The following is a 15,766-nucleotide window of genomic DNA, read 5'->3' on the forward strand; positions in this document are numbered from 1 at the left end:
TCATTCTGTTACGAAGGGATCGTCCATGAAGAAGCTTCTCCTCCTGCCGCTGGCGGCCGCAGCGTTCACCATGACCGCATGCACCGAAAAGGCGCAGAACGAGACGGGCGAAGCGGCCGATGCCGTGGCATCGGACGTGAACGCCACGATGGGCGCCGCCGTCGATGACGTACAGGCCGCGGGCGACCGTGCGTTCGGCGCGGCCGAAAACGCCGCCGACACGGCAGGCGCGAAGATCGAGAACGCCACCGACCGTGCGGGTGCTGCGATCGATCGCGGCGCGGCGCGTGCCGATGCCGCCGCCGACAACGCCCAGCGCGAAACCGGCCAGGAGCTGGAAGAGGCCGGACGCGACCTTCAGCGTTGATCCAAGCTTGAAGTAAGGGAAAGGCCGCGCCCGTCGCAACGGGACGCGGCCTTTTTCGTTGGGAGAACTCCATGCGCGCACTGTCCCTTGCCCTGCCCCTGCTGCTGGTCGCCTGTTCGGGGACCGATGGCGATACCGCGCCGGGCGGCGTGACGCAGGGCGAGGCGGACGCGCTCAACGATGCGGCGGCGATGCTCGACGCCGATGCGGTGTCGCCCAACGCGATCGACGCCGAACCGAAGGACCGACGATGACCGACATTGCACTGCGCACGCTGGGCGCGACCGACCTTGCCACCCCGCCAATGATCCTTGGCGGCAACGTGTTCGGCTGGACCATCGACCGTGCGCAAAGCTTTCGCGTGCTGGACGCGTTCGTCGATATGGGCGGGACGATGATCGACACCGCCGATGTCTATTCGGCATGGGTCGACGGCCATCGCGGCGGTGAATCCGAAACGATCCTCGGCGAATGGCTGCGATCGTCGGGCAAGCGCGACCGCGTGCTGATCGCGACGAAGGTCGGCATGCTGCCGGGCGAAGGCGGGGAGAAGCTGGCCCCGGCGCGGATCGCGGCGGCGGCGGACGCATCGCTCGCCCGGCTCGGCATCGACCGGATCGACCTGTACTACGCGCATCAGGACGATAGCGACGTCGCACAGGCGGACTATCTGGCGGCGTTCGGGCGGCTGATCGATGCGGGCAAGATCGGCTGGCTGGGCGCATCCAATTTCGGCGCGATGCGGCTGAAATCGGCGATCGACGTCGCGACGGCGCAAGGGCTGCCGCATTTCCACGCCCTACAGCCGGAATATAATCTGGTCAGCCGCAAGCGATACGAAGGCGAACTGCAAAATCTGTGCGTCGAGCATAATATCGGGGTTTCCCCCTATTATGGCCTCGCATCAGGTTTCCTGACCGGCAAATATCGCTCGACCGCCGATCTGGCGAAAAGCGTACGCGGCGGCGGCATGGCCGACTTGCTGGCCGGCAAAGGCGCGGCGGTGCTGGCAGCGATGGATGCGGTCGCGGCGGAAACCGGCGCGACGTTGCCCCAACTCGCGCTGGCATGGCTGGCGCAGCAAGAGGGCGTTACCGCCCCGATCGCGAGCGCGACCAGCGTGGAGCAGTTGGAGGAACTGGTCGGATCGTGGCGGGTGACGCTGAGCGTCGACCAGTTGGAGCGGCTGACCAACGCCGGGGTCTGACGCCCTACATTAAGAGGGCGCCCCGTCCCCGCTACCGCTTGCGCCCGACCATCAGGTCGGGTTTTGGCGGTGGCGTCCATCCCTCGGGCGGTTCGACGCGCTGGCGGCTGGTGCCCAGCCCCATCCGCCCCGGCTGTTGCCGCGTCAGTCCACTGGTATCGGCCGACGCCGCCTCGCCCGCGCTGGCCCCGTCGCGCAACAGCGCGATGCGGTCGCGCAGGCGGGATGCCGTCTCGAAATCCATCGCGGCGGCGGCGGCTTTCATCTGCTGATGCAGGGTGTCGATGCTTTCGGTCATCGACGTGCAACGCACGGAACGCCCGGACGGATCACCGCCAGTCGAACGCCAGCGGCGCTTCGCGGAACGCGAACCGGTCGAGATGGCGTGCGACCGCGCCCTGCAACCCGGCCAGTTGTTCGACCGATGTCGCATCGATCCGTACGTCCAGCGCGGCATCCCCCGCATCGAACGTCACCAGCGCATCGCCCGGATGATCCGCGCCACGCGCGTCACGGGGAAAGACGACCGTTCCGTGATCGGGGGTGAATTCGACCGTCAGATTATGCTGCCAGTGCTTGCACAGCTGTTGCAGATAGCGGCTGGCCTGTCCGGTAGGCACCCGCGCGGTGGTGGTGAAGCCGCTCACAGCCGTTCGACCTTCTGTGCCGCATCGTCGAGGATCGCCGCGACGGCGTGTAGCGTATCGCTGTCGACGTTCGCACCCGACATACGGTGGTGGATCGCGGCGCGCAGATTGGCGCGCGCACGGTGAATCGGTCCGGCATCGGTGCGCGCATGCCGATCGGCCAGTGCCGCCAGCCGCGCGAACAGATCGGCGACCTGTTCGCTGTCCGCCGCCAGTTGCGCCGTCCCCGCTTCGGTCACCGCGAACCGCTTGCGCGTGCCCTCGGTCGCCTGCTCCTCGATCAGTCCCATGTCGGTCAACAGCGTCAGCGTGGGGTAGATCACGCCGGGACTTGGCGCATAGCTGCCTCCCGCGCGGCTCTCGATCTCGCGGATCAGGTCGTATCCATGGCGCGGTGCCTGCGCGATCAGCGCCAGCAGCACCAGCTTCAGTTCGCCGCCGTCGAACACCCGTCCGCGCGGTCCGCCGCGATGCCTGCCGCGTCCACCCATGCCCGGACCGCCGGTCCATGACTCATAGTCCATTCCAAACTGCATTCTTATTCTCCGATATATCTTGATAGCGAAGATATATCTTGGACGGATCGCTTTTCAACCATGGCTTCCGCGATTTTTACACGCACCCTATATGCCGCGGATGGCCGACCTTTTTGCCGAACCCGAATCCATCGCTGCTCCCGCCCCCGCCGGCCCGTTGGCCGACCGGTTGCGTCCGACCACGCTGGCGGAGGTAGTCGGACAGGCGCATCTGACCGGTCCCGACGGTGCGATCGGGCGAATGGTGGCGGCGGGAAAGCTGTCGTCGATGATCCTGTGGGGACCGCCCGGCACCGGCAAGACGACGATCGCGCGCCTGCTCGCCGCTGCGGTCGGGTTGCGCTACGCCCAGATATCAGCGGTGTTCTCCGGCGTCGCGGACCTGAAAAAGGTGTTCGCTGAAGCACGCGACCATGTCCGGCTGGGCAAACGCACGCTGTTGTTCGTGGACGAGATCCACCGCTTCAACCGCGCGCAACAGGACGGTTTCCTGCCCTATGTCGAGGACGGCACCGTGACGCTGGTCGGCGCGACCACCGAAAATCCGTCGTTCGAACTCAACGCCGCGTTGATGAGCCGCGCACAGGTGCTGATCCTGCACCGGCTCGATGCCGCTGCGCTGGAGGAACTGCTCGCGCGCGGCGAAGCGGTCGAGGGGCGCGCATTGCCGCTGGATGCTGCCGCGCGCGCGGCGCTGGTCGCGAGTGCCGATGGCGATGGCCGGTTCCTGCTCAATCAGGCGGAGACACTGTTTTCGATCGAGCTGCCCGCCCCGCTCGACCCCGCCGGACTGTCGGCGCTGCTGCAACGTCGGGTCGCGGTGTACGACAAGGACCGCGAAGGCCATTACAACCTCATCTCCGCGCTGCATAAATCGCTGCGCGGATCGGACCCGCAGGCCGCGCTCTACTATATGGCGCGGATGCTGACGGCGGGAGAGGAACCGCTCTACGTGCTGCGGCGGCTGACGCGCTTCGCCAGCGAAGATATCGGGCTGGCCGATCCGCAGGCGCTGGTCCAGTGCCTTGCCGCCAAGGACGCATACGAGTTTCTCGGCAGCCCCGAAGGCGAACTGGCGATCGTTCAGGCGTGTCTCTATCTCGCCACCGCGCCCAAATCGAACGCTGCGTACAAGGCGCAGAAGGCAGCGTTCAAGGCCGCGCGGGAAACCGGGTCGCTGATGCCGCCGCCGTCGATCCTGAACGCGCCGACCCGGCTGATGAAGGACATCGGCTATGGCAAGGACTACGCCTATGACCATGACCGGGCCGACGGGTTTTCGGGCGCGGATTACTGGCCGGAGGAAATGGGCGCGCGTCGCTTCTACGAACCGACCGAACGCGGGTTCGAGAAACGGATAGCGGAGCGAATGGCATGGTGGGACGAACGGCGGCAGACATCCTGACCGGCTGGGCGGACGTGGTCGCGATCGGGCTGACCCTGCCCGGCGTCGAAACCGGCACCAGCTATGGCGAGCCGGCGTTGCGCTTTCGCCACCGGGTGCTGGCGGGCACCACCGCCCCCGATCCGGGCAGTTTCGTGCTGCACCTGACCGACGATGCGAAGGACATGCTGATCGAAACCGATCCCGCGACTTTTTGGCAGACCGATCATTATCGCGGCTGGCCCGCCGTGCTGGTCCGATACGGAACGCGGGCGGGCGATCGGATCGTGACGCTGCTCCACCGGACATGGTGGGACCGCGCGACACGGGCGCAGCGGCGGGCATGGGGCGACCGGCCCTGATGCGCGCTTTCACCCGCTTCGTCGCGATCGACTGGTCGGGACAGGCGGTGCCCCGCCCGAAGGGGCTGGCGGTCGCCGAGGCGCTGGAGGGCACGACGCCCCCCGGGCCGGTGATGCGGCCGGGCGGCTGGTCGCGCGGCGATCTGCTCGACTGGCTGACGGAACTGGCGGATACGCAGGCGGATGTCGTGATCGGCCTCGACCTGTCGCCCGCGCTGCCCTTTGCCGATCGCGGGGGCTATTTTCCCGGATGGCCGTCGTCGCCCGCCGATGCCAGGTCGCTATGGGCGATGGTCGATGCGATGTGCGCGGACGACCCGCATCTCGCCGCGACGACGCTGGTCGCGCATGACGAATTGTCGCGCCATTTCCGCCGCCAACGCGCATGCGGCGACCGGTTCGAACCCGGTCGCGGCCGGCTGCGCCTGTGCGAGCACGCGCAACGCGCGACGGGGCTGTCGCCGACCAGTTGCTTCAACCTCGTCGGCGCGGCGCAGGTCGGCAAATCCAGCCTGACCGGCATGCGCGTCCTGCACCGGCTGGCGGGGCGGATACCGGTCTGGCCGTTCGATCCGGTGCCCGACACCGGCCCGCTGATCGTCGAAATCTATACCACCATCGCCGCACGCGCGGCTGGGATACGTGCGGGCCGCAGCAAATTGCGCGACGCCGTCAGCCTCGACGCCGCCCTCGCGTTTCTGGGCAGCGAACCCCATGCGGCGCTGTCTCACGGCTATGACGACCACATCACCGACGCGCTGCTCACCGCCGCGTGGCTGCGCACCGCCACGGCCCTGCCCGATCTATGGCACCCGGCGGGACTGACCGACGCCCTCGCCCGGACGGAGGGATGGACGTTCGGCGTGACCGGATCGGGCGCGCCGGGCTGACGGCTGCGGGCGGGGGATAGGCCCGGCGCGTCCGCGGCCGGACGCGGCACGGGAAGGGCGATGGCCACATGCCGATCGGTCCTACAGAAAGAATACGTCCGACAACCCGCCTTCCAGCGTGTACGCCCACTTCACGAACCGGACGGCAAAGACCGCAAAGATCGCCAGCCCGGCAGCGGCCCAGATCCAGTCCGACATGCCCATGATCCAATAGAAGATCCCGTACCCGCCCGCCGCCGCGACCATAGTCGCCGCCGTCGCGCGGACCGGCGCGAACCGCAACAGCCACGCGATGACGAAGAAGACGGCAGCAACGATCGCCGCGAACAGCACGAGGATGAAGACCGGGTGGATGTCGTGACTGCGCAGGATCGCCCAGACCGGCGTCGCCACTTTTATGATGGTCGAAACGATGATGAACCCGATACCAAGGGTCAGGCATCCCGCCAGATCGATACCGCCACCGCCGACCGAGCCGACACGGTTGCCCGAGCTATCGTACAGATCCATCGTCCCCCCTTCCCCAACGTCCGTTGTGCGTTAGCGAACGATTCCCAGTAGCGAAAGCCGGTCTGGCAAGGGTAATGCGGCGTGGTGGTGAAACGCTTCGGCCCGCGCCCTGAATACCGGACGCGACACCATAGGAAGTGTTCTATCAGCGTTGGAGTGGTGCCGGTTGCAGGAATCGAACCCGCGACCTTCGGTTTACAAAACCGCTGCTCTACCAGCTGAGCTAAACCGGCACGTCGGCGTTCCCTATGATCGCGGGGCGGGGCGGTCAACCGTGGCGGTGACCGCTTTCTTCGCCGACGGGGCGACGCCGCGTGCGTCCGATGGTCGCGCCCGTCACCCCGCCGCCCGCCGCGTCATCCCTGCCGGTCGTAGCGGGCGATCACGCGCGCGGGCTGGGTCACCCACCAGTTATAGCCGTTGCGACGCCCGATCGAAATGTCGTTCACGTCGTCATGGATCCGCTGGTCCTTGTCGCCGAAGATCGGCTTCTGCGTCACCAGATCGTAGTTACGCGACCACAACGGCCCGGCCCCGGCGCGCGGGAACAGCTTGCGGCCTTCGGCGGGCGAAACCTTCGCCCATGCATAGCCGGTGACGGCCCGCGCCTTCAGCCACGCGACCCCCGCATCGATCGCGCGACGGACGGCGGGCGACGGGTTGGGCTGGTCCATCAGGAACATCAGCACGTCGGTCGTCTCGCCGCTGGCGATCGATCGCGGTTCGTAATTGCGTGCGGAAATCGGCGCGAGGGTCAGCGCGTCGACCTGTTGCGGCCAACCGGTCGGCACGCCGTCGATGCGGTATTGCGCGGCGAGGATGACGTCGATCGCCTTCGTCACCGCCTTCGCCGCTTGTTGGCGCAGCGGTCCCGGCACGAAGCGATAGACCGGCTGCGCATGGACGTCGCGCAGCATCATCGCGGCATGGGCGACAGCATTGTCGTTGAAGGTGATGCCGTCATGGAATCCTCCTTCCAGCGGCCATATCTGCGGCCATCCGCCATTGGGATATTGCGCGTTCAGCAGATATTGCACGCCCTTGACGAAGCTGGCGCGATACCGGTCGCCTTCGCGGCCGGGAAATTGTTCGATGACCTTGGTCAGGAACCGCATTTCCTGAATGGTCGCATCGTTGTCCAGCGTGCCGACGAACGTCCAGAACCGGTCGGCGGGCGCGTCGAAGTTCCAGCGATTGGGATCCATCGTCTCCGCATCGTTGGCGTAACGCTGTCCGGGCAGGCGCGGCGGACGCGACCGGTCCTGGTTCTTGCTCCACCCGCCGGCCGGGGTCTGGAAACTGACGATCCCCTCGGCGATCGTGCGTGCTTCCGGGCCGGCATACCATGCGGCGGGCTTGTCGAGCGGCATGTTGTAGTCGCCCCCGCCAACGGCGGTCGGGGGTGGCGGCGGAGTCTGGCCGGGCTTGAGTTCGGCGACCAGCGATGCGCGATCCGCCCGCATCTGCTTTTCCGACCGGTCGAGATAGGCGAGCCACGCCGCTTGTTGCGCGCGCGGCAGCACGGCGCGCACCCGGTCGGGGGTCAGCGACGGTGCGGGGACGTTCATCCCGATGACCCGTGCGGCGATCGGCGGCGCGGCGGCGGCAGTCGCCAGCAACAGCGCCAGTCCGGCATGGATGGCCTTCATCATACTCTCCCGTTCGTTTCTTGAATGTCAGCGGCGCGGAAAATCGAACCGGTTGCCGGCGACGAACCGGTCCCACGCATCGGGGCTGTCGAAATCCAGCCCCCGATCCCATGCCGCGCCCGAATAATAGGTGAAGGGACGGCCCGGCTGGACGCGCAACAGCAGCAGGTAATTGTTCGCGTCTTCGGCAAATCCCTGCACCATCGCCGGGTCGGCGGCGATCGTCAGCGACAGCGTACCGTGATCGGCATCGCCCGGTTCGTGGAACGTCAGCACGCCGCGCGCGGCATCGCGCACCACCCGGCCGCGATCATTGCCCTTCGCCCGCTTGCCGATGCCGATCGCGACGACCAGCGGTTCGGCGGTGTCAGAATGCAGCGTCGACGTCATCCGCGTGAAGTTCGACCCCATCGGCAGTTCGAAGCGGCGATCCTCCCACACCTTGCGCCCGACATCGACCGGGAACGGCTTGTACGTCACCTCGAACGACGCGGTATCGCCGCCGGTCTTCAGGATGCGATGCGTCGCCCAGTTGCGCGACGTCCACAGCTTGTTGTCGTGCCAGATGCCCAGACCGCCGCCACCGCGCCCGCTGCCGACGTCGTAAAAGTCCAATCCCTCGCCCCGATCGACATGATAATTGGGAAAGCGCAACTGGCGCTGCATGAACGGCCAGCGGACGCGCTTCGCCCATACGTCGATGCCCGATCCCGATGGCGGCTCCTTCGCCTCCAGCGCGGGTCCATAGATGCGGAATGCCACCCGATCATTCTCCCACAGGATATCGTCGAGCCGCTCGACGGCGCGATAGGCGATCGCGCGCGGACGACGCGCATCGCCGGTCGGCGGCGTCAGCGGCTCGATCGTCGATGGCCGTCCCGACGCGGCGGGATCATAGGCCAGCGCCTGCGTCGCCTGCATCTCGGCGGCGCGACGCGCGCGTTCTTCGGGGGTGTTGACGGTGACCGGCGCGGGCGGTTGCGGGGTCGTCGCAAGGATGACGGCATCGGCATCGCGCGTCGGCTCGGCCTCGGGTAGCGACCGCGTCTTTCCGCCCAGCCGCGCGACCTCGCTTCCAGCCAGCAGATAGCCGCCGGTCGCGTACAGCCCGACCTCGTCCGCGCGCGTCGCTACCGGCTGGTCCCCGGTCTTCTGCGCCGCGCCGATCAGGCCGTTCGGCAGGACATGGCGGTTGAGCGCCGCCCAGCCGCGCGTCACCGCCGCCTGATACCGCGCGCGTGGCAGCAATCCGTGGTTGACGCCCCATGCCAGCCCATAGGTCAACAGCGCGCTGCCCGACGTTTCTGCCTCCGGGAACGCCTGGGGGTCGAGCAGGCTGGCGCGCCACAGCCCGTCCGCCTGTTGCAGTTCGACGATCCGCGCCGCCAGTTCGCGGAAGCGCGTGACATAGAAGTCGCGTCCCTCGAACGTCGCCGGCATCGCCTCGATCGTGCGGGCCAGACCGGCCAGCACCCATCCGTTGCCGCGCGACCACATCATCGGCTGGCCATTGGCGGCACGGCGGTCCTTGAAGCGTGCGTCGCGGTAATAAAGCCGGTGTTCGGGCGACCAGAGCAGCGCATCGGTCCGCCGCCATTCGGCGTCCATCGCGCGCAGATATTTCGGATCGCCGGTCAGCGCCGATGCGCGTGCCAGCACCGGTGGCGCCATGAACAGCGCGTCGCACCACCACCACACCAGCGGATCGGTCGCCGCCGCCTTGCGCGCCAGATGCGGGACGCTGTAATCCAGCCGCTGTTGCAGCGGCATCAGCACGCCTTCCTGCCGTCGCCGTGCGTATAGTTCGGCGTAGAGGTCGCCGATCGCGACATCGTCGGCGTTCAGCAGCGTCCGCCCCGATCGCGCGCCGCGCATCGAATAGTTATAATGTTCGGCGGTGGCGGTCAGGAACCGCAGCGTGAGCGGCTGGTCCGATATCCGCGCGAGCCGGGCGGCACCGACGTAAAAAGTCGCCGCCACCCAGTTCGACCCGATTTCGTGCAACGCGCTGCCCGTCGCCAGCGCGATCGGGCGGCGGCTCATGTCCGCGATCTGTGCCGCCGCGACATAGTCCATTGCGCGCACCACCGCGCGGCTGTCGGGTAGGCGGTCGGCGGCGAAGCGCAGATCGGGCCGTGCGGGCGCGGTCAGCCATGCCGGGTCGACGCCCAATACCGGCGGTTGCGGCTGCGCGATGGCCGGCCCGACCGGCAGGGCCGCACCGGCCAGCGCCAGCGCGGCGATCGACAGGCGCACGGGCATCCGGCGGCGAACGGTCATCGGCACTTCTCCATGTTGCCGCTTCTGGGGAGCGGCTTCCACGACTGGCTATCCAGCCGTGGTAACCGGTGACATAACAGCTGCAAAGTTGACAGACAACTTTGTAGAACACGTAAAAGCGCGTCGGGAAAGTATGATGCAGCGCCGAACCCTGATCCAGTCCGCCCTGATCGCGGCGACCTTTCCCACCATCCTGCCCGCGCGACAGCCGAACCGGGGGCGCGTGATCGACGTTGCCGACCATGGCGCGACCGGGGACGGCGTCACGATCGAAACCCGCGCGATCCAGGCGGCGATCGACGCGGCGCATCGTGCGGGCGGCGGGGTCGTGCGGCTGGGACCGGGGCTGTACCGGTCGGGCGCGCTGTTCGTGAAGTCGGGCTGCACGCTGGAGGTCGCGCGCGGCGCGACGCTGCGCGGGGTGCAGGACATCGCCGCCTATCCGGTCCAGCGTACCCGCATCGCGGGGATCGAGATGGAATGGCCCGCCGCACTGGTGAACATCGTACGCGAACGCGATGCGGCGATCATCGGCGATGGCGTGATCGACGGCGACGGCAAGCCCTTCTGGGACCGGTACTGGGCGATGCGCCGCGACTATGACCCGCGCGGGCTGCGATGGGCGGCGGATTATGACTGCCAACGTCCCCGGCTGATCCAGCTGTACGAGGCGCGCAATGCCCGCGTCGCCGGACTGACGCTGACGCGATCGGGCTTCTGGACCGTCCATGTCTGCTATTCGCGGGGGGTCGAGGTGTCGGACCTGCTGATCCGCAACAACATTGGCGGGCGCGGACCGTCGACCGACGGGATCGACATCGATTCATCGGAAGATGTGCGGATCGCGCGCTGCGACCTGTCGGTCAACGACGACGCCATCTGTATCAAGGCTGGTCGCGACTGGGACGGGCTGCGCGTCGCGCGTCCGACGCGCAACGTCACGATCCGCGACTGCGTGGTCCGCGACGCGCTGGCCGGCATGACCTTCGGCAGCGAAACGTCGGGCGGGTTCGACGGGATCGACGTCGCCGGGTTGCGCATCGACTATCCGGTCCCGCTGGGCATCTTTTTCAAGAGCGGGTCGACGCGCGGCGGCACGATCCGCAACATCCGCCTGTCGCGCATCCATCTTCAGGATGTCGCGACGCTGTTCCGCGTGAACCTCAACTGGTATCCGAATTACAGCTATGCCCGCATTCCCGCCGGACTGACCGACGTACCACCGCATTATCGCGCGCTGGCGACCCCCGTCCCCCGCGAACGCGGCATCCCGCGCATTCAGGGGGTCGAGGTCAGCGACGTGCGCGCCATCGGGGGCAAGATCGCGTTCGAGGCAGCGGCATACCCGGAGGCGCCGCTGCGCGACTTTCGCTTTCGCGGCCTGCGCTGGGACGTGCGCGAAGGCGGCACCATCGCCAATGCGCGGGACTGGCGGTTCGACGATTGCGTGATCGACACGCTGGACGGCACCGGACCCAAGGTGACCGACAGCACGAACATGGTCGGAGTGACGAAAAAAGACCCGCGACCATAAGGTCGCGGGCCAGCCGCTGGCGCGGGAAAGGGGTCAGTATCGCCAGCGAAACCCAAGAAGAATTTCACGTCCGAAGTGCCGGTAGTTCGACACGCGATTGGTCGTGTCGACATAGGCGTCGGTAAACTGGTCGGTCAGGTTGACGCCTTCCAGCGTCACCGAAACCTTGTCGGTCAAGTCGTAGCGGATCGACGCGTCGATGTTGGTCGTGCCGTTCTGACCGGCTTCGTCATTGCCGTTGCCGCCCGGAAACGCGGTCAGATACCGGTCGCGATAGGCAGCCGAGACACGCGCGCTAAAGCCCTTGCCCTCGTAATACAGGGTCGTGTTGAAGATGTTCGACGACTGGCCGGTCAGCCGGTTGAACGTCGGCGCCTGCGGCGTGCCGTAATTCACCCGCGACTGGACATAGGTATAGTTGCCGAGGAAACCGAAATCGTCGAACGGCGCGGGCAGGAACGAAAAGGGCTGCTGATACTGGACCTCGATGCCCTTCAGCGTGCCGCCGGTGCCGTTGACGTTGCGCGTCACCTGGAAATCCTGATCGGGTGACGACGGCGTACCGACCAGCAGCGAGTCCGGCAGCCCCAGTTCGCGCCACGGCACCACCGAGATATCGGTCGAGATGAACGAATCGATCTTCTTGTAGAACCCGGCCACCGCCAGCAGCGCTTCCGGCGCGAAATACCATTCGGCCGAAAGGTCGACGTTCTTGGCTCGGAACGGGTTCAGCAACGGGTTGCCGTAATTGATCGTCTGCCCCGACGTATTCAGCGATCCTCCGGGCGTCAGGTTGCCCAGCGGCGGCCGCGCCATCACCTTGGCCGTGCCGAACCGGACGACCAGCGTGTCGGTGACGTCGAGTGCGAGGTTCGCCGACGGAAGGTAATCCTCATAGGAATTGTTCGCCGTGACGTAGCTGGCGTTCAGGAAGCCCGACGATGCGGTTTCGGTGCGCGCATAGCGGAACCCGAAATTGCCGCGCGCGGTCATTCCCATGAACGGCATCGTGAAATCGAGCTGCGCGTACAGCCCGGTATCCTTTTCCGTCACTTCGCGATCGCTGCTCAGATTCGGGTTGATCGGATAATTCTCGAACAATCCCAGCGCGTCGGTCAGCTTGCCGATGTCGGGCGTGTAATAGTTCAGGTCGGACCCGGCCGGGATCTTCAGCCCGCCGTCGATCGATTCGACCTTGCCCAGCCCGTCGACGCCGCGAATCTGTTCGGCGGGCGACAGCACGCGGTTGCGGTTGCGGCCGAACGTGCTGAAATCGTAATTGCGCCGCTCGCCGCCGATCTTCACCGTCAGCCGGTCGTCCAGATCATAGGCTAGCGCACCCGCGATCGCGTCCAGTACGTAATCGGCCCCGGACTCGCTCGACCGGAATTCGGTCAGCGTGTAATTCGCCGGATCGGCGACATCGAACCCGTATTTGATGAGCGGCGTGCGGTCATTGTCGCGGAAGTCATAGGTATAGCCGTTCACGTTGTTCGCATCGAACTGATATGAAATCGACGTCGGCGTCCGTGCCTGCGACCGCGACCGGCCGATCTTCAACTGTCCGCGAAACCGGTCGGTGAAGGCGTGCTTTGCGTTCAGCGACACCTGCGTGAATTCGGTTTCGTTGCGATCGAACCCATTTTCGGACCGCACATCGACATTGTCGAACACGCCGTACACCAGCATGTTGCGATCATTTACCTCGAAGTCGCGGACGATCGTTTCGCGCACGCCGGTCGCGGTGCCCCGGCTGAACGAGATCACGCCGACATTGGGGCTTTCGAATTCCTGGTTGAACCGCGAATGCAGCGCGTCGATCACGACCTCGCTCGTATCGGTCGGCTTCCACTGCAACGACGCGGTCAGGCCCAGCCGGTCCTCGTCGAACTGGCCATAGGTATAGCGCGGGATGCGCGGATAGAATGCGTTCAGCAGCGACGCGCGCGATTCCGGCGTGGTGCACGCGGTGCAGCCGCCGAAATTCTGGTTCGCGCCATAAGGCTGCGCGGCATTGCCGCTCTGCCAGCGCGTGGTGTTGAAGCTTTCGCTGGTCGGCTTGCGTTCCGAATAGGCGACCGAGATCAGGCCACCCCATGTCCGGTCCTCGTTCGACCAGCTGAACAGCGTGGCAATGCGCGGCAGCACCTGCTTCGACAGGTCGTTATACGATGCCTGCGCCGACACCGCCGAATCGAACCCTGCCTTGAAATCGAGCGGCCGGCCGGTCTGAAGATCGACCGTCGCGCCCAGCGACCCTTCCTCGATCTCCGCCGACTGCGTCTTGCGCACCGTGATGCTGTTGAACAGTTCGGATGCGAACACCGAAAAGTCGAAGCCACGCCCGCGATTGCCGCCGGCCGCCGCCTGCGCTTCGATCCCGTTGATGCGGACGCGGGTGAAATCGGCACCCAGCCCGCGCACGCTGATCGACCGGCCCTGCCCCGCCTCGCGCTCGATCGTCACACCCGGCAGGCGCTGGATCGATTCGGCAAGGTTCAGGTCGGGGAAATCGGCCATGTCCTCGGCAAGGATCGCGTCGACCGCACCCGCTTCGGTCTTCTTGATGTTCAGCGCCTTTTGCAGGCTGGAGCGAAAACCGGTGACGACGATCTCCTGCACCGCCTCCTCGCCCCCGGCCGCGGAAGCCGGGCCGGCGGTTTCCTGCGCCGTGCTGTCGGGCGCGATCTGATCGGTGGCGGGGCTGGCTGGCACCGTGCTGGTCCGTGCGGCATCCGAAGGGGCGGCCGGAGCGGCCGGCTGATCCTGCACCGTGGCGGCTGCCGCGTGTCCGGCGATCAGCATCGCCGGGGCGGACACCGTCGCCATGAGATGCCGAACGCGGCGAACGAACTGGGCCTGCATATCCACTCCAACCATAACGCTATGTTACCGGTGTCATCACGGCAGCGATCTTGGCGTCGCCGCTCCCCAATGCACCGGCAGAGTTGTAGGACAACCTTTGGAGTGGTGCAAGCCGTTTCGTTAATTGAATATTCGTACCGGCAAATGGGACGATGGCGCGGCTATCGTTTCGCCACCTCCACCATGTACACGTGATTCGCGCCGTGCATGTTCGACCCGAACACGATCCAGCGATTGTCCGGCGTGAAGGTCAGGTTCGGTTCCAGCCGGTAATCATGCGCGCTCATATCGACCAGCCGTTCGCCGCGCAGAACTTCGGGCGTGACGAACTTCGGGTCATAGACCTCGACATCGCCGTCGACGACCGGTTCTGGACGGAGCAGCACGATCCATTTCCCGTCGGGCGCATGTGCCACCATGTCGCGGTCGCCGCCGTCGCCCGCGAACAACGTCTGGTCGGGCGACACATTGAAATGCACCGACCAGTCATTCTGTTCGACCCGCCGCCACAGCCGCCGTCCGGTCGCCAGCTCGATCCCCGCAACCCAGAATACCTGTCCGCGCGGGGTCTGAAGGTCGTACCACACCCATTTCCCGTCGGGGCTGAAGAACTCGTGGCCCCATATCTCCATGTTCATCGTCCGCTCGTGCAGCGCTTCGGGCGCGCCGCCATCCGCGCGGATGCGCCACATCCGCGTCACCCGGTGCCACGGTCCTTCGTGCGAGAAGATGATCTGCCCCGGATCGGTCGGGGAGAATTGGGCATGGTTCAGCCAGTCGGTCGACTTGTGCAGCACCCGCCGCGCGCCGGTGCGCAGGTCGATGACGAACAATTCCATCGGCACCCGCGCGGCCCAGCGTTGCAGCATGCGGACGCCCTTCGCCTTGGCGAAGTTCAGCGGACGGCCATCGGGACCGTTTGCGGCATATTCCGCCTGTCCGAACCGGCGATTGCGCGGATCGGGCACGTCGGGCTGCAGCGGCGTGTCGCCATAGGCTACGGTGCAGACGACCAGCGTCTCATCGGCGTTGATCGACCAGCATTGCCCCTGTTCCATCCGCGCCAGCCGCCGCACCTTCCGGCTGTCCAGATCGACGGCGTACAGCGTGCGCGGCCGATCGCTCGGCTGCGCGTCGCCGGGATCGGAAATGAAGTAGAAAGCGGTGCGGGTCTTGCGGCCGGTGCTGATTAGTTCGGCACGCGGATCGGCGACCAGCATCCGCCGCGCCCCCGTCTTCATGTCGACCGTCACAATGCCCTTCGGCGTCGACATCACCATCACGTCGCCCTGCGGCGAGAAGGTGGGGCGATAGAAATATGCCTTGCCTGCCCCTTCGTCGCCAGACAGCCGGACGATACGATGGCCGGTGCGCGGATCGACCCAGTCGGTCGGTACCCGAGTCGTCGCCGCGCCCGTTCCCGGCGTGGCCGGCGCACCCTGCCCCGCCCGCGCCAGCACCGGCGCGGCGATCGCCGCCGCCGAAGTCGCGACCGTGCCGCGCATCCATTCGCGGCGTGTCCAATTTGCCATCGT

General features: G+C 66.5%; 15 protein-coding genes and 1 tRNA gene. 7 read left to right on the plus strand and 9 right to left on the minus strand.

The genetic code is table 11. The annotated features are described in order from the left end of the window. Nucleotides 1–25: 25 nt before the first annotated feature. The 3 genes from IFT55_RS02865 to IFT55_RS02875 all read left to right on the plus strand — a co-directional run bounded on the left by IFT55_RS02865 (nt 26) and on the right by IFT55_RS02875 (nt 1,574). Complete coding sequence (locus IFT55_RS02865) at nt 26–367, plus strand: hypothetical protein (RefSeq protein WP_192088905.1); 342 nt, start codon at nt 26–28, stop codon at nt 365–367. Nucleotides 368–438: 71 nt separating this feature from the next. Continuing rightward, entirely contained in the window at nt 439–621 is a 183-nt protein-coding gene (locus tag IFT55_RS02870; RefSeq protein WP_192088907.1) for a hypothetical protein, read from the plus strand. Continuing rightward, entirely contained in the window at nt 618–1,574 is a 957-nt protein-coding gene (locus IFT55_RS02875; protein WP_192088909.1) for an aldo/keto reductase, read from the plus strand. Before IFT55_RS02870 ends, IFT55_RS02875 begins: the two co-directional genes overlap by 4 nt. A 31-nt stretch (nt 1,575–1,605) precedes the next feature. Here the strand turns inward: IFT55_RS02875 and IFT55_RS02880 are convergent, their stop codons facing one another. From IFT55_RS02880 to IFT55_RS02890, 3 genes are read right to left on the minus strand one after another with little or no spacing between them, the layout of a single operon-like run. Continuing rightward, nucleotides 1,606–1,872 carry a UvrB/UvrC motif-containing protein gene (locus IFT55_RS02880; protein WP_192088910.1) on the minus strand — a complete coding sequence of 89 codons (267 nt, stop codon included), beginning with the start codon at nt 1,870–1,872 and terminating at the stop codon, nt 1,606–1,608. Between the two features lie 31 nt (nt 1,873–1,903). Further along, nucleotides 1,904–2,221 carry a DUF2218 domain-containing protein gene (locus IFT55_RS02885; protein ID WP_192088911.1) on the minus strand — a complete coding sequence of 106 codons (318 nt, stop codon included), beginning with the start codon at nt 2,219–2,221 and terminating at the stop codon, nt 1,904–1,906. Further along, nucleotides 2,218–2,757 carry a PadR family transcriptional regulator gene (locus tag IFT55_RS02890; protein ID WP_192088913.1) on the minus strand — a complete coding sequence of 180 codons (540 nt, stop codon included), beginning with the start codon at nt 2,755–2,757 and terminating at the stop codon, nt 2,218–2,220. The genes IFT55_RS02885 and IFT55_RS02890 overlap by 4 nt, the downstream gene beginning before the upstream one ends. A 100-nt stretch (nt 2,758–2,857) precedes the next feature. Between IFT55_RS02890 and IFT55_RS02895 the strand changes: the two genes are divergently transcribed. The 3 genes from IFT55_RS02895 to IFT55_RS02905 are packed head-to-tail and all read left to right on the plus strand — an operon-like array spanning nt 2,858 to nt 5,393. Then, nucleotides 2,858–4,162, plus strand: a complete 1,305-nt coding sequence (locus IFT55_RS02895; protein WP_192088914.1) for a replication-associated recombination protein A — start codon at nt 2,858–2,860, stop codon at nt 4,160–4,162. Continuing rightward, nucleotides 4,132–4,503: a hypothetical protein gene (locus tag IFT55_RS02900; protein WP_192088915.1), complete on the plus strand. Its 372-nt coding sequence runs from the start codon at nt 4,132–4,134 to the stop codon at nt 4,501–4,503. Before IFT55_RS02895 ends, IFT55_RS02900 begins: the two co-directional genes overlap by 31 nt. Then, complete coding sequence (locus IFT55_RS02905) at nt 4,503–5,393, plus strand: hypothetical protein (RefSeq protein ID WP_192088917.1); 891 nt, start codon at nt 4,503–4,505, stop codon at nt 5,391–5,393. The genes IFT55_RS02900 and IFT55_RS02905 overlap by 1 nt, the downstream gene beginning before the upstream one ends. 81 nt (nt 5,394–5,474) lie before the next feature. On the opposite strand, the gene IFT55_RS02910 is transcribed toward IFT55_RS02905, so the two are convergent. The 4 genes from IFT55_RS02910 to IFT55_RS02925 form a co-directional block, all read right to left on the minus strand. After that, nucleotides 5,475–5,903 carry a hypothetical protein gene (locus IFT55_RS02910; RefSeq protein WP_192088918.1) on the minus strand — a complete coding sequence of 143 codons (429 nt, stop codon included), beginning with the start codon at nt 5,901–5,903 and terminating at the stop codon, nt 5,475–5,477. A 157-nt stretch (nt 5,904–6,060) separates the two neighbouring features. Beyond that, nucleotides 6,061–6,136: transfer RNA gene (locus IFT55_RS02915), tRNA-Thr, on the minus strand. Between the two features lie 123 nt (nt 6,137–6,259). Beyond that, nucleotides 6,260–7,555, minus strand: a complete 1,296-nt coding sequence (gene pelA / locus IFT55_RS02920; protein ID WP_192088925.1) for a pectate lyase — start codon at nt 7,553–7,555, stop codon at nt 6,260–6,262. A 24-nt stretch (nt 7,556–7,579) separates the two neighbouring features. After that, a complete protein-coding gene (locus IFT55_RS02925) occupies nt 7,580–9,832 on the minus strand; it encodes a glycoside hydrolase family 88 protein (RefSeq protein WP_197976276.1) in 2,253 nt (750 codons plus the stop codon). A 136-nt stretch (nt 9,833–9,968) separates the two neighbouring features. Here IFT55_RS02925 and IFT55_RS02930 point away from each other — a divergent pair, with 136 nt between their 5' ends. After that, entirely contained in the window at nt 9,969–11,366 is a 1,398-nt protein-coding gene (locus IFT55_RS02930; protein ID WP_192088927.1) for a glycoside hydrolase family 28 protein, read from the plus strand. Between the two features lie 33 nt (nt 11,367–11,399). Here the strand turns inward: IFT55_RS02930 and IFT55_RS02935 are convergent, their stop codons facing one another. Continuing rightward, nucleotides 11,400–14,231: a TonB-dependent receptor gene (locus tag IFT55_RS02935; protein ID WP_192088928.1), complete on the minus strand. Its 2,832-nt coding sequence runs from the start codon at nt 14,229–14,231 to the stop codon at nt 11,400–11,402. A gap of 161 nt (nt 14,232–14,392) precedes the next feature. Continuing rightward, nucleotides 14,393–15,763 (minus strand): oligogalacturonate lyase family protein, encoded by a 1,371-nt coding sequence (locus IFT55_RS02940; RefSeq protein WP_197976277.1) that lies wholly within the window; start codon nt 15,761–15,763, stop codon nt 14,393–14,395. Between the last annotated feature and the right edge of the window lie 3 nt (nt 15,764–15,766).

The organism is Sphingomonas sp. CFBP 13720 (genome assembly GCF_014842075.1).
Taxonomy (GTDB): Bacteria; Pseudomonadota; Alphaproteobacteria; order Sphingomonadales; family Sphingomonadaceae; genus Sphingomonas.